This window comes from Actinokineospora guangxiensis (assembly GCF_042657845.1).
In the GTDB taxonomy this organism is placed as follows: Bacteria; Actinomycetota; Actinomycetes; order Mycobacteriales; family Pseudonocardiaceae; genus Actinokineospora; species Actinokineospora guangxiensis.
Genome location: NZ_JBHSKF010000011.1, coordinates 60714 through 84226 on the forward strand (window position 1 = coordinate 60714; position 23513 = coordinate 84226).

26 protein-coding genes and 1 riboswitch are annotated in these 23513 nt (G+C 75.6%); of the genes, 10 read left to right on the plus strand and 16 right to left on the minus strand.

Features of this window, described 5'->3' with window-relative positions; genetic code table 11:
* Positions 1-8: 8 nt before the first annotated feature.
* Positions 9-230, plus strand: a complete 222-nt coding sequence (locus ACFPM7_RS20450) for an ATP-dependent Clp protease adaptor ClpS (protein WP_378249275.1) — start codon at positions 9-11, stop codon at positions 228-230.
* Positions 227-736, plus strand: a complete 510-nt coding sequence (locus ACFPM7_RS20455) for a DUF2017 family protein (RefSeq protein ID WP_378249276.1) — start codon at positions 227-229, stop codon at positions 734-736. The genes ACFPM7_RS20450 and ACFPM7_RS20455 overlap by 4 nt, the downstream gene beginning before the upstream one ends.
* Here the strand turns inward: ACFPM7_RS20455 and ACFPM7_RS20460 are convergent.
* The 8 genes from ACFPM7_RS20460 to ACFPM7_RS20495 form a co-directional block, all read right to left on the minus strand.
* The gene (locus ACFPM7_RS20460) at positions 720-1292 is read right to left on the minus strand and encodes a 1,2-dihydroxy-3-keto-5-methylthiopentene dioxygenase (protein ID WP_378249277.1); all 573 of its coding nucleotides are present in this window, start codon (positions 1290-1292) and stop codon (positions 720-722) included. The two genes, ACFPM7_RS20455 and ACFPM7_RS20460, sit on opposite strands and share 17 nt — an antisense overlap.
* A complete protein-coding gene (gene mtnB, locus ACFPM7_RS20465) occupies positions 1289-1900 on the minus strand; it encodes a methylthioribulose 1-phosphate dehydratase (protein ID WP_378249278.1) in 612 nt (203 codons plus the stop codon). Before mtnB ends, ACFPM7_RS20460 begins: the two co-directional genes overlap by 4 nt.
* Positions 1893-2618 (minus strand): acireductone synthase, encoded by a 726-nt coding sequence (gene mtnC / locus ACFPM7_RS20470; protein WP_378249279.1) that lies wholly within the window; start codon positions 2616-2618, stop codon positions 1893-1895. The genes mtnB and mtnC overlap by 8 nt, the downstream gene beginning before the upstream one ends.
* Positions 2615-3616 carry a s-methyl-5-thioribose-1-phosphate isomerase gene (locus ACFPM7_RS20475; protein WP_378249280.1) on the minus strand — a complete coding sequence of 334 codons (1002 nt, stop codon included), beginning with the start codon at positions 3614-3616 and terminating at the stop codon, positions 2615-2617. Before ACFPM7_RS20475 ends, mtnC begins: the two co-directional genes overlap by 4 nt.
* The gene (locus tag ACFPM7_RS20480; protein WP_378249281.1) at positions 3616-4758 is read right to left on the minus strand and encodes an acyl-CoA dehydrogenase family protein; all 1143 of its coding nucleotides are present in this window, start codon (positions 4756-4758) and stop codon (positions 3616-3618) included. The genes ACFPM7_RS20475 and ACFPM7_RS20480 overlap by 1 nt, the downstream gene beginning before the upstream one ends.
* A gap of 98 nt (positions 4759-4856) precedes the next feature.
* Positions 4857-5195, minus strand: a complete 339-nt coding sequence (locus ACFPM7_RS20485) for an antibiotic biosynthesis monooxygenase family protein (protein ID WP_378249282.1) — start codon at positions 5193-5195, stop codon at positions 4857-4859.
* Between the two features lie 42 nt (positions 5196-5237).
* Positions 5238-5966, minus strand: a complete 729-nt coding sequence (locus ACFPM7_RS20490) for a putative protein N(5)-glutamine methyltransferase (RefSeq protein ID WP_378249283.1) — start codon at positions 5964-5966, stop codon at positions 5238-5240.
* Between the two features lie 2 nt (positions 5967-5968).
* Positions 5969-6430 carry an anthrone oxygenase family protein gene (locus ACFPM7_RS20495; RefSeq protein ID WP_378249284.1) on the minus strand — a complete coding sequence of 154 codons (462 nt, stop codon included), beginning with the start codon at positions 6428-6430 and terminating at the stop codon, positions 5969-5971.
* A 129-nt stretch (positions 6431-6559) separates the two neighbouring features.
* Here ACFPM7_RS20495 and ACFPM7_RS20500 point away from each other — a divergent pair, with 129 nt between their 5' ends.
* Positions 6560-7495, plus strand: coding sequence for a DUF2382 domain-containing protein (locus ACFPM7_RS20500; RefSeq protein ID WP_378249285.1), 936 nt, complete (start codon positions 6560-6562; stop codon positions 7493-7495).
* Positions 7496-7556: 61 nt separating this feature from the next.
* On the opposite strand, the gene ACFPM7_RS20505 is transcribed toward ACFPM7_RS20500, so the two are convergent.
* From ACFPM7_RS20505 to ACFPM7_RS20515, 3 genes are read right to left on the minus strand one after another with little or no spacing between them, the layout of a single operon-like run.
* A complete protein-coding gene (locus ACFPM7_RS20505) occupies positions 7557-8705 on the minus strand; it encodes an SWIM zinc finger family protein (RefSeq protein WP_378249286.1) in 1149 nt (382 codons plus the stop codon).
* Positions 8702-11410: a DEAD/DEAH box helicase gene (locus ACFPM7_RS20510; RefSeq protein ID WP_378249287.1), complete on the minus strand. Its 2709-nt coding sequence runs from the start codon at positions 11408-11410 to the stop codon at positions 8702-8704. Before ACFPM7_RS20510 ends, ACFPM7_RS20505 begins: the two co-directional genes overlap by 4 nt.
* Before the next feature lie 29 nt (positions 11411-11439).
* Positions 11440-11796, minus strand: coding sequence for a VOC family protein (locus ACFPM7_RS20515; RefSeq protein WP_378249288.1), 357 nt, complete (start codon positions 11794-11796; stop codon positions 11440-11442).
* A 72-nt stretch (positions 11797-11868) separates the two neighbouring features.
* On the opposite strand from ACFPM7_RS20515, the gene ACFPM7_RS20520 reads away from it, so the two are divergent.
* Positions 11869-12600: a TetR/AcrR family transcriptional regulator gene (locus ACFPM7_RS20520; RefSeq protein WP_378249289.1), complete on the plus strand. Its 732-nt coding sequence runs from the start codon at positions 11869-11871 to the stop codon at positions 12598-12600.
* A gap of 91 nt (positions 12601-12691) precedes the next feature.
* Positions 12692-14059 carry a glycoside hydrolase family 6 protein gene (locus ACFPM7_RS20525; protein ID WP_378249290.1) on the plus strand — a complete coding sequence of 456 codons (1368 nt, stop codon included), beginning with the start codon at positions 12692-12694 and terminating at the stop codon, positions 14057-14059.
* Positions 14060-14114: 55 nt separating this feature from the next.
* Here ACFPM7_RS20525 and ACFPM7_RS20530 read toward each other — a convergent pair whose 3' ends face one another.
* The 3 genes from ACFPM7_RS20530 to cbiE are packed head-to-tail and all read right to left on the minus strand — an operon-like array spanning position 14115 to position 16755.
* Entirely contained in the window at positions 14115-14828 is a 714-nt protein-coding gene (locus tag ACFPM7_RS20530; RefSeq protein WP_378249291.1) for a cobalt-precorrin-6A reductase, read from the minus strand.
* Positions 14825-15568 carry a precorrin-4 C(11)-methyltransferase gene (gene cobM / locus ACFPM7_RS20535; RefSeq protein ID WP_378249292.1) on the minus strand — a complete coding sequence of 248 codons (744 nt, stop codon included), beginning with the start codon at positions 15566-15568 and terminating at the stop codon, positions 14825-14827. The genes ACFPM7_RS20530 and cobM overlap by 4 nt, the downstream gene beginning before the upstream one ends.
* Positions 15565-16755, minus strand: a complete 1191-nt coding sequence (cbiE, locus tag ACFPM7_RS20540) for a precorrin-6y C5,15-methyltransferase (decarboxylating) subunit CbiE (RefSeq protein WP_378249293.1) — start codon at positions 16753-16755, stop codon at positions 15565-15567. Before cbiE ends, cobM begins: the two co-directional genes overlap by 4 nt.
* A 116-nt stretch (positions 16756-16871) precedes the next feature.
* A riboswitch (cobalamin riboswitch) is annotated at positions 16872-16941 on the plus strand.
* A 55-nt stretch (positions 16942-16996) separates the two neighbouring features.
* Here cbiE and ACFPM7_RS20545 point away from each other — a divergent pair.
* The 4 genes from ACFPM7_RS20545 to lepB are packed head-to-tail and all read left to right on the plus strand — an operon-like array spanning position 16997 to position 21569.
* The gene (locus ACFPM7_RS20545) at positions 16997-18964 is read left to right on the plus strand and encodes a putative cobaltochelatase (RefSeq protein WP_378249294.1); all 1968 of its coding nucleotides are present in this window, start codon (positions 16997-16999) and stop codon (positions 18962-18964) included.
* Positions 18965-18974: 10 nt separating this feature from the next.
* Positions 18975-19589 carry a cob(I)yrinic acid a,c-diamide adenosyltransferase gene (gene cobO / locus ACFPM7_RS20550; RefSeq protein ID WP_378249295.1) on the plus strand — a complete coding sequence of 205 codons (615 nt, stop codon included), beginning with the start codon at positions 18975-18977 and terminating at the stop codon, positions 19587-19589.
* A complete protein-coding gene (locus ACFPM7_RS20555; protein ID WP_378249296.1) occupies positions 19583-20950 on the plus strand; it encodes a cobyrinate a,c-diamide synthase in 1368 nt (455 codons plus the stop codon). The genes cobO and ACFPM7_RS20555 overlap by 7 nt, the downstream gene beginning before the upstream one ends.
* A 25-nt stretch (positions 20951-20975) precedes the next feature.
* Positions 20976-21569: a signal peptidase I gene (gene lepB, locus ACFPM7_RS20560; protein WP_378249297.1), complete on the plus strand. Its 594-nt coding sequence runs from the start codon at positions 20976-20978 to the stop codon at positions 21567-21569.
* A 47-nt stretch (positions 21570-21616) separates the two neighbouring features.
* Here the strand turns inward: lepB and ACFPM7_RS20565 are convergent, their stop codons facing one another.
* On the minus strand, positions 21617-22414 hold the full coding sequence (locus ACFPM7_RS20565; RefSeq protein ID WP_378249298.1) for a CbtA family protein: 798 nt from the start codon (positions 22412-22414) through the stop codon (positions 21617-21619).
* Positions 22405-22608 carry a CbtB domain-containing protein gene (locus ACFPM7_RS20570; RefSeq protein ID WP_378249299.1) on the minus strand — a complete coding sequence of 68 codons (204 nt, stop codon included), beginning with the start codon at positions 22606-22608 and terminating at the stop codon, positions 22405-22407. The genes ACFPM7_RS20565 and ACFPM7_RS20570 overlap by 10 nt, the downstream gene beginning before the upstream one ends.
* A gap of 167 nt (positions 22609-22775) precedes the next feature.
* Between ACFPM7_RS20570 and ACFPM7_RS20575 the strand changes: the two genes are divergently transcribed.
* Positions 22776-23333: a histidine phosphatase family protein gene (locus tag ACFPM7_RS20575; RefSeq protein ID WP_378249300.1), complete on the plus strand. Its 558-nt coding sequence runs from the start codon at positions 22776-22778 to the stop codon at positions 23331-23333.
* Positions 23334-23513 lie beyond the last annotated feature (180 nt).

Genomic DNA, 23513 nt, shown 5'->3' on the forward strand with positions numbered 1-23513 from the left:
CTCGTGGTGTGCGGGTCCTCATCATCAACGACGACGTGAACACCATGCCCGTCGTGGCGCACGCCCTGATGGCGGTCTGCGGCGCGAGCGGCGCGCAGGCGTGGGAGTGGACCCAGCACGTGCACCTGACCGGGCACGCCGAGGTCGCCAACGCCCTGGACCCCGACGCGGCCGAGGCGGTGGCGCTGCGGCTGCTGCGCTACGGCGTGCGGGCGATGGTGCTGCCGTGACCGCCGACATCTCCGAGGACTACTTCGACGCCGCGCCCGCGGCCGACGGCGTCGTCGTGCGCATGTCGGCCAACGTCGCGGCGACCCTGGCGCACCGGGTGGAGCGGCTGGCCCGGTTCCTGGAGACCGGCGAGGTGGACGCCGCGCCGGGCGGGCTCCTGCGGCGCAGGACGACCGCCGAGGACGTCATCCGGCGGATGTACCCCGACGTCTACCCCGACCGGGCCGCCGCCGACGGGTTCCGGCAGCGGCACAGCGCCGCGCTCGGCGACAGCAGGGCCGCGCGGGCGCTGGTCTTCCGCTGCTCGGCGCAGACCCAGCACGTGCTCTCCCGCGAGGAGGCCGAGGGCTGGATCGGGGCGCTGGGGCTGGTCCGCTTCCTCACCGCCGAGCGCACCGGCCGCGGCGGTGACGCCGCGGACCTGGTCTGGTTCAGCTGGGCGCAGGAGGCGCTGGTGGGCGCCCTGCACCCGGACTGGCTGAGCCCGCCTACCGACCCGCGGTGATCTGGTCGAAGGTGGGGAAGCGGTGGGCGACGGAGTCGGCGAGGAAGTCGGCGACCCAGCCGTCGTCGTCGTGGAAGAAGCGGATCGACACGTAGTCGGGGTTGGTGCCCATGTCGAACCAGTGGGTGGTCTTGGCCGGGACGCTGAGCAGGTCGCCCGCCTCGCACAGCACGGCGTGGACCTTGCCGTCGACGTGCAGGTAGAAGATGCCGGAGCCGCGAGCGAAGAAGCGGTCCTCGTCGTCGTCGTGGGTGTGCTCGGAGAGGAACTTGGCGCGGGCCCGCGCCGCCTCCTCCCGCCACTCGGGGCTGTCCTCGGGGGTCATGGCGACGGCGTCGACGAAGGTGTAGCCCTCGGCGGCGATGACACCATCCACTTCGGACCGATAGGCGGTCAGCACCTCGTCGGAGGCGGGGTGGGCGGGCAGCGGGACCACGCGCCAGCGGGCGAAGCGCACGCCCAGGCCCGCCAGGATCTCGGTGATCTCGTCGGGGTCGTCGGTCGTGACCAGTTCGGTGGCCGGATCGGTGTCCGGCCACACGGTCAGCAGGGTCATCGGGCCACCTCCATGGCGAAGCGGAGCAGCCACTCCAGGCACTCGGCCCGGTGGCGGGCGGTCATCAGGTCATCAGCCCACACGTACACGCCGTGGCGGGCGACCACCAGCGCCGGGGTCCTCGGGTCGTGCACGGCCTCGAAGGCGTCGCCGAGCACGCGCATGTCCTGGCTGTTGGGCACGACCGGGACCAGCACCTCGTCGTCCTCGGCGGCGCGGCCGAAGCCCTTGAGCATCTCCAGGTCGCGCAGGACGATGCCGTCGGGCCACAGCTCGGCGGCCACGACCGGGGCCATCATGTGCAGGTGCACGACGGCGCCCGCGCCCGCGACGGCGGCGATGCGCGCGTGCAGCCCCGCCTCGGCCGAGGGCCGCAGCCCAGCGCCGCCGGGCTGCTCCCCCGCTGCCGCGCCCTCGGCGTCGACCACGACGAAGTCGGTGTCGGCCAGCTCGCCCTTGTCCAGGCCGGAGGCGGTGACGGCCAGCCGCAGCGGGTCGCGTCCCAGGGTGACCGACAGGTTCCCCGACGTGCCGCGCATCCAGCCGAGTCCGGTGTAGCGGGCGCTCTCGGCGGCCAGCGCGGCGCCGGCGGCCAGGGCGTCAAGCACGGGTCACCTCGATGTCGGCCAGGGACTCGACGGCGCGGTGGCCGCCGAAGTCGGCGCCCGCGTACGGCTCGCCGGGCCGGGCCAGGCCGACGGTGCGCCACCCGGCCTCGGCGGCGGCGTCCAGCTCGGCGGGGACGTCGGAGAGGAACAGCACGCGGTCGGGGGCGGGCCCGCCGAGGCCTTCGGCGATCGCGGCGTAGGAGCGCGCCTCGCGCTTGGGCCCGGCGTTGACGGTGTCGAAGTGGTGGCGGAAGAGGCCGGTGAGGTCGCCGTCCGTCGTGCTGGAGAACGAGGCGATCTGCCCGGCGACCGAGCCCGAGGAGAAGATCGCCATGGGCACGTCGGCGGCATGCCACTCGCGCAGCCTGGGCACCACGTCGGGGAAGTACTCCGAGACCAGGTCGCCGTCGGCGTAGCCGCGCTGCCAGATGAGACCTTGCAGCGCCTTGAGCGGGGTGGCCTTGCGGTCGGCGTCCATCCAGCCGTGCAGGACCGCGACGATCTCGGCGGTGGTGGCCGTCTCCGGCAGCCCGGCGTCGGCGCGGATGTCGGCCACCGCGCCCGCGACGACCGGGTCGGCGGGGTGCGCGTCGATCCACGGGCCCAGGCGGGGCCGGGCGTAGTCGTAGAGCACGACGTGGACGCCGCTCGTGGGCATCAGCGTGCCCTCGATGTCGAGCACGACCCAATCGACCTTGTAGGTGCCGCCGTCAGTCACTCTCGTCCTTCCCAGTAGCGGGTCAACGCCTCGGGCGCGAAGGGGCCCCGGTCGGTCACCACGGTGGTGACGAAGCGGGGCGGGGTCACGTCGAAGGCCGGGTAGTGCCCGCGCACCCGGGTGCTCGCGGTGCGGGCGCCCAGGGTGTGCAGCACGTCGTCGCCGTCGCGGTGCTCGATGGGGATGTCGGCGCCGGTGGCCGCGCCCCGGTCGGGGGTCTGCACCTGGGCGAGGTAGGGGACGCCGAAGGCGTGCGCGGAGACGGCCAGGCCGAGAGTGCCGACCTTGTTGACCACCGACCCGTCCATCGCGACGCGGTCGGCGGCGGTCAGCAGGACGTCGACCTGGCGGCCCGCCAGCACCGAGGCGCCCATGCCGTCGGTGATGAGCGTGGTGTCGACGCCCATCTCGGCCAGCGTCTCCGCGGTCAGCCGGGCACCCTGGAGGTAGGGCCGGGTTTCGGTGCAGACGAACGCGAGGGTCTTGCCCGCGCGCCGGGCGGCGGCGACGGTCTCGGTCAGGTACAGGTCGGCCCAGCAGTGGGTGAGGACGCGCTGGCCGTCGGCGAGCAGGGCGGCGGTGTGCTCGCCGAGGGCGCGGCTGCGCAGCCGGTAGGCGGTGTCCCCCGCCTCGGCCCCGCGCTCGGCGGCGGCGACCAGGTCGTCGCCGCGCAGGCCCGCGGTGGCGTCGAGGACGAAGGCGACGGCCTTGGCCAAGTGGTCGTTGGTCGGGCGGGCGGCGATGAGCAGGGCGGCGTCGGCGGACAGGGCGGCGTGCGGGTCGGGCAGTTCGGCCGCCGCCCGCGCGGAGAGCACCATGGCCTGGAGCGCGGCGAAGTACGGCCCCGACGACTGGGTGACCATGTCGGCGATGGCCTTCGCGACCTCGGCGGCCGTCGCGCACCGCACCCACACCCGCTCGAACGGGAAGCGGCGGCGGTCGAGGATGTGCACGCCGTCGGCGTCGGCGCGGACGCTGCGGGCGAGGGTCGGCTCCATCAGCTGTAGCCGGAGGGCTCGGGCAGCTCGCCGGTGAGCAGGTGCCTGCCGACCTCGGCGGCCTTGTAGACGGCCGGGTCGTGCAGGGTGAGCGTGCGGGCGTTGCGCCAGAACCGGTCCAGGCCGTAGCGGTTGGACGTCGCCCGCGCGCCGGTCAGCTCGAAGACGCGGGCGGTCACCTCGACGGCGACCTCGGAGGAGAGCGCCTTGGCCGCGGCGATGGCCAGGCCCGTCGCGCCGCGCTGCTCGGGGGTGAGCGCCGCGCCCTGGGCGTCGGCGTCGGCGAAGGCCGCCGCGGCGCGGTCGACCAGCAGGTCGGCGGCCTCGGTGCGGGCCAGCAGGGTGCCGTAGGCGGCGAGGGTGTGCGGGTCGTCGACGGCGCGCTCGACGCCGGAGGCGGGCCAGGCCCTGGTGAACTGGCGGGTGTACCCGGCGGCGGTGTGCAGGGCCCCGCGGGCGGTGGCGGTGAGGACCCGGCTGAGGACCAGCTGGAAGGCGATGGCGGGCAGGGTGGCCCGCGGGTAGGCGGGGTCGTCGGCGGCGGGGTGGACGCCGAGGACGTCGGCTTCCGGCACGAACACCTCGGCGAACTCGACGCCGCCGCTGGCCGAGCGGCGCTGGCCGAGGTTGTCCCAGTCGCCGAGGGGCCGCAGCCCGGGAGCGTCGGCCGGGCAGACGAAATTGAGTTTGCGGTTCCCGTGCGCCCCGGCGACGATCAGCCGATCGGCGACGCTGGCCCCGGTGGCGAACATCTTGCGCCCGGTGACCAGGTATCCGCCATCCACAGAGGACAGTGTGAGGGCGTCGTCGCGGGGGTTGGCCACGCCTGCCCAGAACCAGCCGCGCTCGGCGGTGGCGGCGGCCAGCTCCTCGGCGCGGCCGAAGCCGTCGAACTGGCCGAGCCGCCAGAGGTGCAGGTAGTGGTAGCCGAGCAGGTGCCCGACGGAGGCGTCGGCGGCGGCGACCTCGCCGAGCACCCGGTGCACCAGCGGCCACTGGCCGCGCACCGGCAGGGCGAGCAGACCGTGCGCGCGCAGCAGGGCGACCTCGGCGGTCGGCTCCCCGCCCTTGGCCTCGCGCTCGACGGCGTCCCCGGCCAGCTCGCGCGCGGCGGCGCGCGCCGCCTCCACCCACTCGCTCATTGATCCCCTCTCGGCGTGCCCGGCAGTGGAAGTATGCCTGCCCGCGTCCCGCCCTCCCACCACCCGGACGCCATCGGGGTGACCGGGATCACCGCCGGTCAGTCCACTTCGGAATGCCGGTGGCCGTAGGCCCGCTCCACCCGCGCCACCCGCACCGTGTAGGCGCTGTACCACTCGGCCCGCCCCCGCGCCCTGGTCACGGTGTGCTCGGGGTGCTCGCGCCAGGCCGCGATCGCCGTTTCGTCGGTGAAGTACGCGACCGTGATGCCCACCTCCTCCCGCGCGTGGTCGGAGCCCAGGTAGCCGGGAGTGGCCTGGACCAGCTCGGACATCCGGTCGGAGGCCTCGGCGTAGCCGGGGGCGTCCGGTCTCAGCAGCGAGGTGAAGATGACGGCGTAGTAGGGCGGTTCCGGCGTCGTGGCCAGCGGGTCCTGCACCCGGTCATCGAACCCCCGGCCGCCGGTGTGGCGCAACCGGGTTCAGCGGGTGCCGGTGACGATGGTGGCGGCGGGGCCGTGGGTGGCGCCGGGGGTGAGGCCCGCGGCGGCGAAGATCGCGGCAGCGGCGGGGGCCTGGCTCTCGTGGGTCTCGATGAGCAGGGTGCCGCCAGGGGCCAGCCAGCGCGCGGCGTCGGCGGCGACGCGGCGGTGGGTGTCGAGGCCGTCGGGGCCGCCGTCGACGGCGGTCCTCGGCTCGTGGTCGCGGGCCTCCGGCGGGAGCAGGGCGATGGCGTCGGTCGGGACGTAGGGGGCGTTGACGGCCAGCAGGTCGACCCGGCCCAGCAGCGTGCTCGGCAGCGGAGCGTAGAGGTCGCCGAGCAGGACCCGGTCGCCGATGTTGCGGCGGGCGCAGCGCACCGCGGTGGGGTCGATGTCGACGGCGGTCAGCTCGACCGCGCCCAGGCGGGCCTCGATGGCCATGCCGACCGCCCCGGAGCCGCAGCACAGGTCCAGCACGACCCGGCCGCCCGCGGCCACCGCGGCGTCGACCAGGTCCTCGGTCCGCTTCCTCGGGACGAACACCCCCGGCTCGACGGCGACCCGCAGCCCGCAGAACTCGGCCCAGCCGAGCACGTGCTCCAGCGGCTCCCCCGCGACCCGCCGGGCGGTCGCCGCGGCCGGATCGGGTGCGGCGAGCAGCAGGTCGGCCTCCTCCTCGGCGAAGACGCAGCCCGCTGCCCTGAGCCGGGCGACGGTTTCGGCGCGCACCGCTACAGGCCCGCGCAGAAGAAGGCGACGCCCGCGGTCGAGACGATCCCGCGCACGTGGTTGAACCGCACCCAGCGCGGCTCGAACGCGGCGCGGACCGCGGCGAGGTCGGCGCCGTCGGCGACCGGCCCGGCGGCCTCCAGGGCGTTGTTCAGCGGGACGTTGACCGTGATCGTGATCAGGGTCGCGGCGACGGTCAGCACCGCGCCGGCGAGCACCGGCCAGCGCGGGTCGTCGCCGAGCAGCTCCATGACGGCGATGGCGATCGATCCGATCGGCGCGGCGGCGAACACGACGCCGAACACCGCGTTCTGGATGCGCCGGTTGATCCGCTGCATGGTGTCGACGAACGCGCGGTCGTCCACTTCGCCCAGCGCGAGCATCACCGAGATGGAGAACGCGAAGTAGAGCCCGGCGATCAATCCGCTTGCGACGGTCGTGGCGATCAGCACGACATCCGACATCGTTACCCCCTGAGTGTTCGCCGGTCAACCTACCCGGTCACGGCTGTCACTGGCACGAGTGAATCAGCGGATGACCGTTCGGGGGCCCGGGTACGCCACTCGGAGTACAGCCGAGAAGAGGAGTGAGCGATGATCGATCGGGCTCAGGTCAGCCAGCTGCTGGAATCCGACGTGGTCGACTCCCGGGGGGAGAAGATCGGCGCGGTCCGCCAGGTGTGGCTCGACGACCAGACCGGCGCCCCGCTCTGGGCCGAGGTCCACACCGGGCTCTTCGGCATGCGGGACACCTTCGTGCCGATCCAGGACGCGTCCCTCGGCGACGGCCAGGTCATGGTGCCGCTGGAGAAGAAGCAGGTGAAGGACTCCCCGAGCATCAGCGTCCACGACGGACACATGTCCGAGGAGCAGCAGGACGAGCTCTACCGCTACTACGGGATGATCCCGCAGGCCAGCACCGGCGACCACGACCGGCTGCCGAACGGGAAGTCCGGACGGGACGGCCGGCAGACCGGGATGGCCGCGGACCAGCGCGCCGACGCCGGGGCGGTGGACCGCCGCGCCGACGGGCGGCAGGCGGGCATGCGGGACCAGGCGGGCATGCGCGGGGACGGCAAGACGGGCATGCGGGAGCAGGCAGCGGGCCAGGCGGGAGCGCGGGGTCGGGCGGGAGAGCACGACGGCGCGGCGATGGTCCGCCACGAGGAGGAGCTGCACGCCGGGGTCCGCGACGTGGAGGCGGGCCGGGTTCGGCTGGTCAAGCACGTGGTGACCGAGGAGCAGCAGATCACCGTGCCGGTCAAGCGCGAGGAGGTCAGGGTCGTGCGCGAGCCCGTGACGGGCGGCACCCCGGACCGGGACGCCTTCAGCGAGGGCCAGGCCGAGGTGACCCTGCACCGTGAGGAGCCAGTGGTCGAGAAGACGGTCCGCCCCGTGGAGAAGGTCCGCCTGGACAAGGAGACCGTCACCGACGAGCGCACGGTGAGCGGCACCGTGCGCAAGGAGCGAGTCGACATCCAGGACGAGACCGGCGGCACCGAGAAGGACCGCGCCAAGCGATCCCGCTAGAAGCGATCGGCTCCGTCATCGGGCCCCCGACGGCTGTCACCGTCCGGGGGCCCGATGACGTTCACCCACCCTCCACCACGCCCCCAGCGTCCAACAGAGCCGCCGCGGCGTCTGGGTTGGGTCGGCCCGATGGCCACCAGTTGTTCGCTCGCCGTCGGTACGGGTACCAGCGCCCGTCGCGGCCGTAGCGCAGCTGTGCGTCGCCGAGGGTGACGTGGTTGCCCGTCACCTCCACGGCCGCTTCCGCGACGGAACCGGCGGCGTCCCCGCCCCTGGCCAGTTCGGCCCTCGGCGCCTTCCACACCGTGTCGAGCGCCCGCAGGCCCGCCAGACCGCCCTGCCGCCACGCGGCCACCGCCCGGTCGAGGTCGGCCCGCGCCCCCCGCAGCCGGGGCTCGGCCGTCGGGTGGACGGCGGCGAAGCGCACGATGTCGTCCGCCAGGGGCAGCACCGCCACCTCGCCCGGGGCCGAACACTCGGCCAGCAGCGCCCTGGCCCGCACCGCGGCGTCCGCGGCCAGCAGGGCCAGCGCGTCGGGGTCGATCCCTGGGGCGGCGGGCACCGACAGCGCCGCGGGGCGATCGGCGGGCACGCCCGGCGGGGCGGGCAGGGTGGCGACCGGGTCGGCGAAGGCGGCGGTGGCGGGTATGCCGGGTGGAGCGGTCTCCACGAGGAAGTCGCGGTCGCGGCCGCGCAGCAGCAGGAGGACGAACGGGTCGGCGTCGAGGAGCCAGGCGGCTTGGTAGGCGACGGCGGCGGCGTGCCTGCAGGGCATCTCCCAGCCGGGGCATCCGCAGTCGGAGTCGAAGTCGCCGATGCCGGGCAGCAGCGCCACGTCGACGGCGGACGCGGCGTCGGCGAGGGCGGTCGGCATCTCGCCGTCGAGCAGTGCGGCCAGGTGCCCGGACTCGGCGCCCACCTGGGCGGCGAGGCGGTCCCACTCGGCGTCGGTCAGCTCGGGGACGCGCACCGCGGTCGGATACGCGGCGTCGTCGCCGGGGTCGTGGACGACGGCCGACAGCCTGCCGGGGCTGGCCGTGATCGCCCCGACGTGCCCGGCGCGGGCCAGCTTGCGCCCGACGCGCAGCTGCTCGCCGTCCAGGGCGCTGTCCTCCAGGCCGGCGACCCAGGCCCGGCCCCACCACGTTCTGGCGAAGCGGCCCGCGCCGCGCACCGGCCCGAACGCGGGGAACCCGCGCGCCCGGCTCACGCCCCGCCCCGCAGGTCCACCAGCGCGGAGAGCTCCGCGTCGGTCAGTTCGGTGAACGCCGCCTCGCCGCCGGACAGCACGGACTCCGCCAGCTCGCGCTTGCCCGCCAGCAGGGTGGCGATGCGGTCCTCCAGGGTGCCCTCCGCGATCAGCCGGTGCACCTGCACCGGGCGGGTCTGCCCGATCCGGTAGGCCCGGTCGGTGGCCTGGTCCTCCACCGCCGGGTTCCACCACCGGTCGAAGTGGACGACGTGGTCGGCGCTGGTGAGGTTGAGGCCGGTGCCCGCCGCCTTGAGGGAGAGCAGGAAGACGCCGAAGTCGCCGCGGGTGAACCCGGCGACCAGCTCCTCGCGCGTGGGCACCGGGGTGCCGCCGTGCAGGAACCCGGTCGGCACGCCGCGCTCGCGCATGCGCCGCTCGATCAGCCGCGCCATGGCCACGTACTGGGTGAAGACGAGCACCGCGCCGTCCTCGGCGCGGATGGTGGCGACCAGCTCGTCGAGCAGGTCGAGCTTTCCGGAGCGACCGGCGAGCGGCCCGGTGGTGTCCTTGAGGTAGTGCGCCGGGTGGTTGCAGATCTGCTTGAGGCCGGTGAGCAGCTTCATCACCATGCCGCGGCGGGCCATGCCGGACGCCGAGCGGATCTGCGCCATGGTCTCGCGGACCAGGGCGGTGTAGAGCCCGGCCTGCTCGGCGCTGAGCGGCACCGGCTGGTCGGTCTCGGTCTTGGGCGGCAGCTCGGGGGCGATGCCCGGGTCGGACTTGCGCCGCCGCAGCAGGAACGGGGCGATGAGCCGGGCGAAGCGGCGGGCGGCCTCGGCGTCGCGGTCGCCCTCGATGCGCTCGGCCCAGCGGGCGCGGAAGGCGGCCTGGCCGCCGAGCAGGCCGGGGGTCGTCCAGTCCAGGATGGACCACAGCTCGGTGAGGTTGTTCTCCACGGGCGTGCCGGTGAGCGCGACGCGGGCGGCGGGGCGCAGCGCGCGCAGCGCCTTCGCGGTGGCCGACGCCGGGTTCTTCGCGTGCTGGGCCTCGTCGGCGACGACGAGGTCCCAGGTGTGCCCGGCGAGGCGGTCGGTGTCGGCGCGCAGGGTGCCGTAGGTGGTGAGGACGAAGCCGTCGTCGGCCAGTTCGCGGGCCGCGCCGTGGAAGCGCCGCACCCCCACGCCGGGGGCGAAGCGGCGGATCTCGCGCTCCCAGTTGCCCAGCAGCGACGCCGGGCAGACCACCAGCGTCGGGCCGCAGGCCCGGTGCAGGTGCAGGGAGATCAGGGTGATGGTCTTGCCGAGGCCCATGTCGTCGGCCAGGCACGCGCCGAGGCCCAGCGAGGTCATCCTGACCAGCCAGCGCAGGCCGCGCAGCTGGTAGTCGCGCAGGGTCGCGGCCAGGCCGTCCGGGGCGGTGACCGCCTCGCCGCCGGTGTCCGGCTCGGCGATGCGGGCGCGCAGCTCCGCCAGCCAGTCGGCGGGCTCGACCTCGATGGACTCGCCGTCGACCTCGGTGACGCCGGTCAGCGCCATGCCCAGCGCGGCGATGCCCTCGACCGGCTTCAGCGCGCGCTCGCGGGCGCGGCGCAGCGTCTCGGCGTCGACCAGCACCCAGCCGTCGCGCAGCCGCACGAGCGGCCGGTGCGCGTCGGCGATGCGGTCCAGCTCCTCGGCGGACAGCGCCCGGCCGCCGACGCGCACCTGCCAGTCCAGCTCCACCGGCGAGCCGAGCCCGCCGCTGGGCCTGCCGACGGAGACCCGGGAGGACAGCCCGCCCAGCAGCTCTCTCGGCCAGTGCACGTCCACACCGGCCGCGGTGAGTCGGGGCGCGGCGGCCATCAGCTCGCCGATCTCGGCGTCATCGATGACCAGCCGGTCGGGCACCGGCTGGCCGAGCAGGCGGGCCAGCGGCGTCCACTCCCGCGACGCGCGGCGCAGCGCCCTGGTCACCTCGACGCGCGCGCCGCGCCCGAGCGCGGACCCGGCCCACACCCGCTCGGCGTCGAGCACCACGGCCGGGTCGGCCAGCGAGTGCGCCTGCACGACGACGTGGAAGGCGCCGGTGGCGTAGTCGCCCCCGGGGACCTCCGCGCGCAGCGAGACCCGCACGCCCGCGTCGAGCCCGCCGGAGACCTCCTCGGCCCACGAGCGCAGCTTGGGCGCGCGGTGGGCGGACCGGGAGGCGTAGAGCGGGCCGCCCGCCACCTTCACGGCGGCGGCGGTGCGCGGCATGCCGTCGACCACGGCGTCGATGAAGGCGCGCAGGTGGGTCAGCGCGTCGGGCAGCAGGCCGTCGCCGACGGGCACGGCGCGCGCGGTGGCGGGCATGGCCTCGGCCAGCTCGCGCAGGCGGGCGGTGTCGGCGTCGTCGTAGGGGCCTGCCCGCCAGACGTCGGCGTCGGAGGGGCTGAGGGCGGGCAGGACGCGTCCGCGCGCGACCAGGTGCAAGGCGAGCAGCACGGCCGCGCCCCAGAACGCGGCGGCCGGGTCGGCGGCGGGGTCGCGGCGGGCGCGGCTGAGCACCGGGACGGCGTCGGCCACCGGGATGCGGGTGACGGCAGCGGTGCGCGGGTCGGGGTCGAGCAGGGCCAGCGAGCCGGGCGCGCCCACGTCGAAGGCGCCGACGAAGGCGACCACGCCCGCGCGGGCCGGGTCGTCGGGCAGGAAAAGCGCCTGGCTGCGGGCCAGGGCGGCGGCCGCGTCGGCCGGGATGTTCGCCACGGGCGGGGATTCTCCAGGAGTCGGCGGGTTCAGGCGGGACGCTCGCCGAGCCACTGGACGAGCTGGACGGTCAGGCCGTTGGGGTCGCGGACCTGGCAGAGCCGCTCGCCCCACTCCTCGTCCTGGACCGGGCCGGTGGCGATCCCGGCGGCGGCCAGCCGTTCGGCCTCGGCGCGCACGTCGGCGACCTCCAGGGCGATGATCACTCCGCCGGCCCGGGCGGCGCCGGGCAGCAGAACCAGCTCGAAGTCGGTGTCCGGCTGGACGAGCTTGGCGACGTGGTCCCACACCATTGTCGGCCGGAACGCGAAGTGCTCGGTGTAGAACGCGGCACCGCCGCGCACGTCGGCGACCTGCGCGGCGAGGCTTACCCGCTGAACCCGCATGGCTACACTCCTAGGGTCAGTACGCCGTACGACTCGTACACTGTACCGTACACGATACGAAGGGCGGCGCGCATGCCGGAGAAGGCCGAGCGCCGCGACCCCGCGCGCACAATGTCGCTGCTGTGGCGCTCCCCCGGCGAACCGGCCCGGGGCCGCAGGCCGGGGCTGACCGCCGACGCGGTCGTCGCGGCGGGGATCGAGCTGGCCGACGAGGCAGGCCTGGCCGAGCTGTCGATGCGCCGGGTCGCCGAGCGGCTGGGCGTGGGCACCATGTCGCTCTACACCTACGTGCAGAACAAGGCCGACCTGGTGGCCGCGATGCGCGACCAGGTCGTCGGCGAGGTCGCGGTGCCCGATCGCGACGGCGACTGGCGGGTCGAGCTGACCGCCTACGCGCACGGCCTGTGGGACCTCATGCACCGCCACCCGTGGCTGCTGGGCACCCCGATCGCGCACGAGCTGGCGGGCCCCAACGAGACGGTCAGGATGGACGCGGTGCTCGGCATCGGCGCGGCGGCCGGGTTGGCCGAGTCGGACATGCTCGGGGTCTACCTGCTCGTGGACGCCTACGTGCGCGGGCTCGCCTGGATCTCCGTCGACACCCAGCAGGCCTCGGCGCGCAGCGGGATGACCGAGGTCGAGTGGTGGGCCGACAAGGAGGCCATCGTCAACGCCTACGTCACCCCGGCGCGGTTCCCGGCCATGACCGCGGTGGCCGCGGCGGGGGCGTTCGCGGGCGACGGGTTCGACTTCGGCCTGCAGCGGGTCCTCGACGGGATAGCGGCGCACCTGGACGGCCAGTGATCGATTCAGCGCGGGGGGTTCACAAGACCTACGTCCACTCGTAAACTGGGAGCGCTCCCAGCGTCTCACCGCCGAGAAACCGGAGTCGACCGTGCCCCCTGCCACACCCGTGTCCCCGCCCGCCCGCCGGTCCCGGCGCGCCACGTTCGCCGCAGGCGCGCTGGCCGCCGCCGCGGCCATCGCCGCGACCGCGGTCGCCCTCACCGCGCCGCCCGCGGGAGCAGCGGAGTCGGAGTTCTACGTCGTGCCGGACACCTCGGCCGCCCGCTGGGCCGCGGCCAACGCGGGCGACAGCCGCGCCGCGGTGATCCGCGACCGGATCGCCTCGGTCCCGCAGGCCAGGTGGTTCACCACGACCAACACCAGCGAGGTGCGCGCCCAGGTCAGCTCCTTCGTCGGGGCGTCGGCAGCCGCGGGCAAGATCCCGATCATGGTTGTCTACAACATCCCCAACCGCGACTGCGGCGGGGCCAGCGGCGGCGGGGCGCCCAGCCACGACGCCTACCGCGCCTGGGTCGACCAGGTCGCCGCGGGCCTGGGCAACCGACCGGCCTACATCGTGCTCGAACCCGACGTGCTGCCCCTGATGAGCAACTGCCAGAACGCCGACCAGCAGTCCCAGACCCGCGCTTCGATGGCCTACGCGGGCAAGAAGCTCAAGGCGGGCTCCGCGCAGGCCAGGGTCTACTTCGACATCGGCAACTCGGCCTGGCTGACCCCGGGCGAGGCCGCCAACCGGCTGCGCGCGGCAGACGTGTCCAACAGCGCTGACGGCATCTCGATCAACGTGTCGAACTACCGTGCCAACTCCGAGACCGTGCCCTACGCCAAGCAGGTCCTGAACCAGCTGGGCGACTCCCGCCTCAGGGCCGTGATCGACACCAGCCGCAACGGCAACGGCCCGCTGGGCGAGGAATGGTGCGACCCGGCGGGCCGCGCGATCGGCGTGCCCAGCACGACCCAGACCGGCGACTCCCAGATCGCGGCCTTCCTGTGGGTGAAGCTGCCCGGCGAGGCGGACGGCTGCATCGCGGCGGCGGGCCAGTTCGTCCCGCAGCGCGCCTACGAGCTGGCCATGGCCGCACCGCCGGTGTCGACCACCACCCGCCCGACGACCACGACCACCTCCACGACCACCACGACCCCGCCGCCGTCGGGCTCCTGCCGGATCGCCCACCGGGTCGTCAACTCCTGGAGCGGCGGCTTCACCGCCGAGGTCTCGATCACCAATGGCGGCTCCGCGCTGTCGTCCTGGGCCGTGGAGTTCTCCGCCCCCGGCGTCTCGGTCAGCAACGGCTGGAACGGCACCTGGTCGGCCGCCGGCGGCAAGGTCCGGGTGACCAACGCCGCCTGGAACGGCAACCTCGGCGCCAACGCCACGGTCACGGTCGGCTACAACGGCACGGGCAGCGCGCCGTCGACCAGCAGCCACACGCTCAACGGCGCGCTCTGCAACTGACGCATCGACGCGCGCCCGCATAGGGGCCCGGCTCGCCGCCCGAGCCGGGCCCCTCCTACGTCCGCAGCCAGGCCAGCGCGGCGGCGACGTCCTCGACCACCGGCACGTCCGGCGGGCGGGGCCGCTCCACCACGAGCACGGCCACGCCGAGCACCCGGGCGGCGTCGAGCTTGGCCGCGGTCATCGGGCCGCCGCTGTCCTTGGTCACCAGCACGTCGATCCGGTGGCGCGCCATGATGTCGACCTCGCCGTCCACCGTGTACGGACCGCGCGCCAGGACGACCTCGGCGTCGGCGGGCAGCGGACCCTCGGGCGGGTCGACGCACCGGATGAGGAAGCGCTGCGGGCACCCCGCGAACGCGGCGAGCCCCTGTCGGCCGGTCGTCAGGAACACCCGGTCGCCGGGCAGCCCGGCCGCCGCGGCCGCCAGGTCGGGCACGCGCACCCACCGGTCCCCCGGCCGCTCGGTCCAGCCGGGTCTGCGCAGCAGCACCACCGGCACTCCGGCGACCCCGGCCGCCCGCGCCGCCGACGCGCTGATCCGCTCGGCGAAGGGGTGGGTCGCGTCCACCACGGCGTCGATCCCATTGTCCCGCAGCCATTCGGCGAGCGCGTCCGGTCCGCCGAACCCGCCGACCCTGACCTGCCCGACGGGCAGCTTCGGGTCCCGCACGCGCCCGGCCAGCGAGGTGATGACCTGGTGGGCGGGGTGCAGAACCGCCGCCAACTCGCGCGCCTCCCCCGTGCCGCCGAGCACGAGCACCTTCACGGCCGGACCCTGGCCGCCGAGTACAGGTGGCTGTCGAGGAAGTCCGCCGACCCCAGGGTCCTGCCGACGATGATCACCGCGGTCCTGCGCACCCCCGCGGCGCGCACGGCCGCGGCGATGGTGGCCAGGCTCCCCCGCAGGACCAGCTCGTCCGGGCGGGACGCGCGCGCCACCACCGCGACCGGGCAGTCCGCTCCGTAGTTGGGGATCAACTGGGCAACGACCTCATCGATGCGCTGGACGGCCAGGTGCAGCACCATCGTCGCGCCGCCGCGGCCCAGGGTGTCCAGGTCCTCCCCCGGCGGCATCGGGGTCGCCCGAGCCGCGGTCCTGGTCAGGATGACGGTCTGGCCGACACCCGGGACGGTCAGCTCCCGGCCCAGGGCGGCCGCCGCGGCGGCGAAGGCGGGCACGCCGGGGCAGACGTCGTGCGGCACACCCGCGGCGTCGAGCCTGCGCATCTGCTCCGCCATCGCGCTGAACACCGACGGGTCGCCGGAGTGCAGGCGGGCGACGTCGTGGCCCTCGGCGTGCGCGGCGACCATCTCGGCGACGATCTCGTCCAGGGTGAGGTTCGCGGTGTCGACCGTGCGGGCCTCCGGCGGGCAGAAGTCGAGCAGCTCGGCGGGCACCAGCGCCCCCGCGTACAGGCAGACCGGCGCGGCGGCGAGGATGTCGCGCCCGCGCACGGTGATCAGGTCGGCGGCGCCGGGGCCCGCTCCGACGAAGTGGACGGTCACGTCTCCTCCTTGACCGCGCGCCACTGGGTGATGGCCCGCTGGGGCTGCCACGCGGTGAACCCGCCGAGCGGCGCGGCGCGCTCGACCGCGATCCGGGTGAGCGTCCCGCCGAGAGCCCGCCACCGCTGGAGCACCAGCGACTCCGACTCCAGCGTGACGGCGTTGACCACCAGCCGCCCGCCCGGTGCCAGCGCCGCCCAGCACCGGTCGAGCACGCCGGGCGCGGTCACCCCGCCGCCGACGAAGACCGCGTCCGGGGTGGGCAGCCCGTCCAGCGCGTCCGGCGCCGCCCCGAGGACCAGCTCCAGGTGTGGGACGCCCAGGGCGGCGGCGTTGCGGGCGGCCCGCGCCGCGCGCTCGGGCGCAGGCTCGACCCCGACCGCCCGGCAGGCCGGGTGCGTCCGCAGCCATTCGACGCCCACGCTGCCCGACCCCGCGCCGATGTCCCACAGCAGCTCGCCCGGCTCCGGCCCCAGCGCGGCGAGGGTGAGCGCGCGGACCTCGCGCTTGGTGATCTGGCCGTCGTGCTCGTAGACGTCGTCGGGCAGCCCGGGAGCCCGCGGCAGCCTGCGCGCGCCGGGCGCGGCGCGGCATTGCACCGCGACGACGTTCAGCGCGGGCGCGGGACCGGTGTACCCGTTCGCGGTGCTCGTCTCGACCCGCTCGCCGGGCGCGCCCAAAAAGGACAGAACGGTCAGCGGGCTCGGTCCGAAGCCGCGGTCGCGCAGCAGGGCCGCCACCGCGGCGGGCGTGTCCGCGCCCGCGCTGAGCACCAGGACGCGGCGGCCGGGGTGGAGCGCGGCGTGCAGGCGCTCGACCGGCCTGCCGACGGCGGAGACGACCTCCACCTCCGCCAGCGCCCAGCCCAGCCGGGCACAGGCCAGCGACGCCGACGACACGTGCGGGATCACCGCGACCTCGGCCAGCCGCGCCAGCTCCACGCCGATGCCGAACCACATCGGGTCCCCGCTGGCCAGCACGCACAGGTCCCGGCCGCGGTGCTCGGCGAGCAGGCCGGGCACCGCGGGCAGCAGCGGCGACGGCCACGCGACCCGCTCGGCGGACACCGGCAGGCCCGCCAGCTGGCGCGCGGAGCCCACTACCACCTCCGCGCGCTCCAGCGCCGCCCGCGCGGGCGCGCCGAGCCCGGCCCAGCCGTCCGCCCCGATCCCCACCACGGTCACCACGGGCGCACACGCTAACCGCGCGACGGCATCCCCGACAGGCGGCCGAGATCCACACCACCGCTCCTTGGCCGCCGCGCGCCGGTCTGACACGATGCGACAGACCAGCTGTGTGCGAGGGAAACCGGTGCGAATCCGGTGCGGTCCCGCCACTGTGACCGGCGCCCGTGGCGCCGGGAGCCAGGGCGCTCCACGCAGCCGAGCCACCGACCCGGGCGCGGACCCGGAGAGTGAGGACTGCCGCATGCCCGAGACCGGGTTCCCGTTCGCCGCCGTGGTCGGGCACGACGACCTCAGAACCGCGCTGCTGCTCAACGCCGTGCACCCGGGGATCGGCGGCGTGCTGGTCAGGGGCGAGAAGGGCACGGCGAAGTCGACGGTCGTGCGGGCGCTGTCGGCGCTGCTGCCCCCGGTCGAGGTGGTCCCCGGCTGCCGCTTCGCCTGCGATCCCGCCGCGCCGGACCCACGCTGCCCCGACGCCCCGCACGACGGCGCGGCGAGCAGGCCCGCGCGGCTGGTCGAGCTGCCCGTCGGGGCCAGCGAGGACCGGCTGGTCGGGTCGCTGGACCTGGAGCGGGCGCTGAAGGAGGGCGTGCGCGCCTTCCAGCCGGGCCTGCTGGCCGCCGCGCACCGCGGGGTGCTGTACGTCGACGAGGTCAACCTGCTGCACGACCACTTGGTCGACCTGCTGCTCGACGCCGCCGCGATGGGCCGCGCGCACATCGAGCGCGAGGGCGTGTCGGTGGCGCACGCGTCGTCGTTCCTGCTGGTCGGGACCATGAACCCGGAGGAGGGCGAGCTGCGCCCGCAGCTGCTCGACCGGTTCGGGCTGACCGTGCAGGTGCGCGCCGCGCGCGAGGTCGACACCCGCGCCGAGGTCATCCGGCGCAGGCTCGCCTACGAGGCCGACCCGGCCGGCTTCGCCGCGCGCTGGGCCGGTGCGGACGCCGCGCTGGCCGAGCGGATCACCGCCGCCCGTGCCGCGCTGCCCGCGGTGGCGCTGCCGGACTCCGAGCTGCGCCGCATCGCCGCGCTCTGCGCCGCCTTCGACGTCGACGGCATGCGCGCCGACCTTGTCGTGGCGCGCACCGCCACCGCGCACGCCGCCTGGCGCGGCGGGGACCGGGTCACCGAGGCCGACGTGGAGATCGCCGCGCGCCTGGCGCTGCCGCACCGGCGCAGGCGCGACCCGTTCGACGAGCCCGGCCTGGACGACAAGCAGCTCGACCAGGCCCTGCGCGACGCCGCCGAGGAGGCCGACCGCGAGCCCGACCCCGAACCGCCCGGCGGCGGTGGTGGGGGCCGTCGGGAGGAACCGACCGAACCGGGCGCGCAGGAGAGTCCACAAGAGACACCAGAGGCGCGGGCGAGCGGCGGCGACGGCGACGGCAAGCGCGCGGGCGCGCCCGACGCGGGCTTCACCGCGCGCCGCTTGGAGGTCGCGGGCATCGGCGACGGCGCGCCCGGCAGGCGCTCGCGCTCGCGGGCGGGCGGCGGGCGCACGCTGCGCGCGTCCCGGCGCGGCACCGGCGTGCACCTGGTCGGCACCGTCACCGCCGCCGCGCCGCACCAGCGCGCCCGCGGCCGCAGCGGCCCGCTGGAGCTGCGCGCCGACGACCTGCGCGGCTCGGTCCGGGAGGGCCGGGAGTCCAACCTGGTGCTGTTCGTGGTCGACGCGTCCGGCTCGATGGCCGCCCGCAAGCGCATGTCCGCGGTCACCGGGGCGGTCGTCTCGCTGCTGCGCGACGCCTACCAGCGCCGCGACAAGGTCGGCCTGATCACCCTGCGCGGCGCGGAGTCGACGCTGGCGCTGCCGCCGACCTCGTCGGTGGAGGCCGCCGTGGCCCGGCTGCGCGACCTGCGCACCGGCGGGCGCACCCCGCTGGCCGACGGCCTGCTCAAGGCCCGCCGCGCCCTCGCCGCCGAACGCCTGCGCGACCCGCGCCGCCGCGCGCTGCTCGTGCTGGTCACCGACGGCCGGGCCACCGTGGCCGCCCGCCCCGGCGGCGACCCGCTCGCCGACGCCGTGCGCGCCGCCTGCCTGCTCGCCGCCGACGGCGTCGCCGCCGTGGTCGTGGACTGCGAGTCCGGCCCGGTCCGGCTCGGCCTCGCCGACCGGGTCGCCGCCGCGCTCGGCGGCACCGGGGTCCGGCTGGCCGACCTGTCCGCCGACGCGGTCGCGGGCGTCGTGCGCGCCGCCCGCGCGGCCTGAGGGGGGCACCGTGCCGCAGGGCAGGCCGGAGGCCGTCCCCGACGACGGCAAGACCACCAGGCAGCGCCGCAACCGTCCCCTGCTGGTGGTGCACACCGGGGAGATGAAGGGCAAGTCCACCGCCGCGTTCGGGCTGGCGCTGCGCGGCTGGAACCAGGGCTGGGACATCGCGGTGTTCCAGTTCGTCAAGTCGGCCAAGTGGCGCGTCGGCGAGGAGAACGCGCTGCTGGCCCTCGGCGGGCTGCACGAGCGCACCGGCGAGGGCGGTCCGGTGCAGTGGCACAAGATGGGCTCGGGCTGGTCGTGGTCGCGCAAGCAGGGCAGTGAGACCGACCACGCCGAGGCCGCGCGCGACGGCTGGCGCGAGATCGCCCGGCGCATCGCCGCCCAGGAGCACGATCTCTACGTCCTGGACGAGTTCACCTATCCGCTGAAGTGGGGCTGGATCGACGTGGACGAGGTCGTGGCGGCCCTGTCGGCCCGCCCCGGCCACCAGCACGTCGTCATCACCGGCCGCGACGCGCCACCCGCCCTGGTCGACGCCGCCGACCTGGTGGTGGAGATGACCAAGGTCAAGCACCCGATGGACGCCGGGCAGAAGGGCCAGAGGGGCATCGAGTGGTAGCCGGGGCGGCCCCCAGGGTCGTGATCGCGGCCCCGGCCTCGGGCAGCGGGAAGACCACGGTGGCGACCGGGCTGATGGCGGCGCTGCGGGCGCGCGGGCACCGGGTCGCGCCGTTCAAGGTCGGCCCCGACTACATCGACCCCGGCTACCACTCACTGGCCGCCGGACGCCCCGGCCGCAACCTCGACCCGAACCTGGTCGGCGAGCAGCGGGTCAGGCCGCTGTTCGGCCACGGCGCGCGCGGGGCCGACATCGCGGTGGTCGAAGGCGTGATGGGCCTCTTCGACGGACGCCTGGAGACCGGGTTCGGCTCGACGGCGCACGTGGCCGCGCTGCTCGACGCGCCGGTGCTGCTGGTGGTCGACGCGCGCGGGCAGAGCAGCAGCATCGCCGCGCTGCTGCACGGCTTCCGCTCGTTCCGGCCGGGCGTGCGCCTGGTGGGGGTGGTGCTCAACCAGGTCGGCTCCGACCGGCACGAACAGGTGCTGCGCTCGGCGTGCGCCGAGGTCGCGCTGCCGGTGCTGGGCGCGCTGCGCAGGGCGGGCGCGGTGGACGTCCCGTCGCGGCACCTGGGGCTGGTGCCCGCCGCCGAGCACGGGGCCGCCGCGGTCGGCGCGGTGGCGGCGATGGCCGAGCTGGTCGCCTCGTCGGTGGACCTGGCGGCGGTGGTCCAGCTGGCCGCGAGCGCCCCGCCGCTGGACGGCCCGGCGTGGGACCCGGCCGCGGAGGTCGCGCGCGGGCCCGAGGCGCTCATCGCGGTGGCGGGCGGCCCGGCGTTCACCTTCGGCTATGCCGAGCACGTGGAGCTGCTGGAGGCGGCCGGGGCGAGCGTCGCCGTGGTCGACCCGGTGCGCGACGCGCGGCTGCCGCCGGGCACGGCGGGCATCGTGCTGCCGGGCGGCTTCCCCGAGCAGCACGCCGCCGCGCTGTCGGCCAACGCCCCGCTGCGCGCCGCCCTCGCCGCCGCCGCGCGCGCGGGAGTGCCGGTGCACGCCGAGTGCGGCGGCCTGCTCTACCTCTCCGCCACCTTGGACGGCCACCCCATGTGCGGCGTGCTGCCCGCCGACGCGGTGATGACGCCGCGCCTGGTGCTCGGCTACCGCGACGCGGTGGCCACGGCGGACTCCCCTCTGCACCGGGTGGGCGCGCGGGTCACCGGACACGAGTTCCACCGCACGCGCACCGAGCCCGCGCACGGCGAGCGGCCCGCGTGGACCTGGCGCGGACCGGACGGCGCGGTCGTCCGCGAGGGATACGCCACGCCGCGCCTGCACGCCTCCTACCTGCACACCCACCCGGCGGGCGATCCCGACGCGGTCGCCCAGTTCGTCGCGGCGTGCCGGAGCGGTGTCCCGGGCTGAGTCGGCACGCGGAAGAATCACGGCGGTGACGACCAAGGCCCGCGGGCGACTCGCCGTGACCGCGGTCGCGGTGAGCGTCCTGCTCGTCGCGGCCATCGCCACCGCGGTCGCGGGGTACACGCTGTCGTACACCGTGGAAGGCCGCAGCATGGCGCCCACGCTCGAACCCGGCCACCGGGTGCTCACCGCCCCGTTCTCCGGCGACTACTCCCCCGTGCGGCTGGACATCGTCGTCGCCCACCCGACCCCGGGCTCCGCCCCGGTGGTCAAGCGGATCGTGGGCATGCCCGGCGACCAGGTCAGGATGGCCGACGGCCGCGCGCGGGTGCGCCCCGGCGGCGCGGGCCCCTGGCTGGCGCTGGCCGTGCCGGGAACCGGGGACGCCTGGCACAGCACGCCCAGGACGTGCTGCACCGCCGAGGGCACCGGTGGCGTGGACGCCCCGGCGACCGTCCCGCCGGGGCACGTGTGGCTGCTCGGCGACAACATCCCGGTCTCCGACGACTCCCGCGCCTACGGTTTCCTGCCGTTCTCCGCGATCGATGCCCCGCTGTGGCTGCGCACCTGGCCGATCGGCTCGGCGGGCGAGCTGGTGGGCGCGGCCGGGCTCGTCCCGTAGGACGCGCGAACGCCCCCGCGCCGGGCGCGGGGGCGTTCGCGGTCGGGTCAGCGCTTGGCGGTGCTCCGGTGCAGCAGCACCCCGAAGACCACGGCGATGCCCGCCCAGAGCACGGCGGAGGTGCCCAGCGAGGCGATGCGGAACTCCCAGAGCAGGTCGCCGGGGAAGCCCTCCGGCACCTCCTGGAAGGTCGGCAGCAGCGTGGCCACGAGGGTCACCAGGACCACGTAGCCCAGCGCCGCCAGGACTCCGGCAGACCACCCGCCGAGCTTGGGCGTCAGCCGGTTGGCCACGGCCACGGCCAGGACGGCGGCGACCAGCGAGAGGCCGATGACGGCGAAGTACAGCGCCGTCCGCTCCCCGATGGTCGACTCCTGGCCCACCGCGGGCGGGTTCGCCGGGTAGGTCAGGAACGGCACGACGACGACGGCGGTGTAGCCGATGCCCGCCAGCGCCAGCGCCGTGCCCCTGGGCGAGAGCCTGCCTATGCGGCCGTAGGCGAAGGCGAACGCGATGGCGAACAGCCCGCCGAGCCCGAGGCCGTAGGCGACCGCGCCGATGCCGAGGCCGCCGGTCGCCTGGAAGGCCCGGGTGACCGGCTCCTCCTCCGCGGCGGCTTCCTCGCCGTGGGAGTGGCCCGCGTCCTCGCCGCCCTCATCGGCGCCGTGGGAGTGCCCGCCCGCCGACTCCTCCAGGGCGATGGCGCGCTCGACGGCGGGCTCGCCGAACGCGCTGGCGAAGCCGAAGGCGAGCAGCCCGCCGACGAGGCCCGCCAGCAGGCCCCAGACGAGCAGGGATCGAACGGTGAGGGTGGGGGTGGGGGTAGGGGTTTCGGTCAGTGGCACGGGAAGCCCAACAGGTGGCGCGCGTCGTGGACCAGTTCGTGGACGGTCGCGCCGTCGAACAGGGCGATCGCGCCCTGCTCCGTGCTGACGAAGTACATCACCAGCAACGAGAGGATTCCGACGAAAACGGCGTAAGGGAGAATCTCGCGGATCGGTATGCGTACCGGCAGGGGTGTGGCGACGGCATGCGTCATGACGACCTCCATCCGGGCAACCCGCGGCCCGGGATCGTGGGGAGAGCTGGCAGAGGGTCTGACTGCGGTCCGCGAAGGACCACACAGTGGCGCGGCCGTGCCGGAATCACACCGGCTTCCTTCTACCATCAGGGTCGATTGATGAACGTATGGGAGCCTCAGCGGCAGTGTCAACGAACCGACCGGCGACGGGTCCCACGTCACCGTCCACCCTGGTCCTGATCACCCACCTGCCCACGGCCGCCACCCGCGCCGCGGCCTTCCCGGCCGATGAGCCGCTGCTGCCCGCCGATCGGGCCGCACCGCCCAGGACCGTCGACGCCGCCGTGCGCGGTCCGGAGCTGCGGTGCGCGCAGACGGCGGCGCTGTTCGGCTTCGACGCCGCCCCGGACGCGGCCCTGCGCGACCTCGACGCGGGCGCCTGGCGCGGCCTGCCGCTCGACCGGGTGCCCGCCGACGGCCTGGCCGCGTGGCTGGCCGACCCGGCCGAGCGCGCGCCCGGCGGCGAGTCCGTCGCCTGCGTCGTGGCCAGGGTCGGCGGCTGGCTCGACCGCCCTCTGCCCGCCCGCAGGGTCGCCGCCGTGACCCATCCCGCGGTCGTGCGGGCCGCGCTCGTGCACGCCCTCGGCGCACCGGCTCGCGCATTCTGGCGAATCGACGCCGCCCCCGGATCGCATCTCGTTCTGCGCGGCGGGCCGGGCCGCTGGACCGCGCATTTCCGCTGATTCCGGGTGGGCCAAGGCGGACTCCGGGGTGCAATTGTCGCGATTGCCCCGCGACCGGCGGCCCGGGGCGGGGCTAGGGCCGGAAGTCACCGCCCGCGATGGGCGGATTCCTCCCAAAAGCCCCCGATCCGCACTCGCCGTGATGTTCGGATGACGCACGGTGCCATCCGGCAGGCGGCA

Excerpts from the sequence above, each read along its gene's own strand:
- ACFPM7_RS20520 (WP_378249289.1), top strand. The coding sequence starts at position 11,869 with ATGCCGGAGAAGGCCGAGCGCCGCGACCCCGCGCGCACAATGTCGCTG.
- ACFPM7_RS20515 (WP_378249288.1), bottom strand. The coding sequence starts at position 11,796 with ATGCGGGTTCAGCGGGTAAGCCTCGCCGCGCAGGTCGCCGACGTGCGC.
- ACFPM7_RS20480 (WP_378249281.1), bottom strand. The coding sequence starts at position 4,758 with ATGAGCGAGTGGGTGGAGGCGGCGCGCGCCGCCGCGCGCGAGCTGGCC.
- ACFPM7_RS20500 (WP_378249285.1), top strand. The coding sequence starts at position 6,560 with ATGATCGATCGGGCTCAGGTCAGCCAGCTGCTGGAATCCGACGTGGTC.
- ACFPM7_RS20570 (WP_378249299.1), bottom strand. The coding sequence starts at position 22,608 with ATGACGCATGCCGTCGCCACACCCCTGCCGGTACGCATACCGATCCGC.
- ACFPM7_RS20475 (WP_378249280.1), bottom strand. The coding sequence starts at position 3,616 with ATGGAGCCGACCCTCGCCCGCAGCGTCCGCGCCGACGCCGACGGCGTG.
- ACFPM7_RS20460 (WP_378249277.1), bottom strand. The coding sequence starts at position 1,292 with ATGACCCTGCTGACCGTGTGGCCGGACACCGATCCGGCCACCGAACTG.
- ACFPM7_RS20495 (WP_378249284.1), bottom strand. The coding sequence starts at position 6,430 with ATGTCGGATGTCGTGCTGATCGCCACGACCGTCGCAAGCGGATTGATC.
- ACFPM7_RS20545 (WP_378249294.1), top strand. The coding sequence starts at position 16,997 with ATGCCCGAGACCGGGTTCCCGTTCGCCGCCGTGGTCGGGCACGACGAC.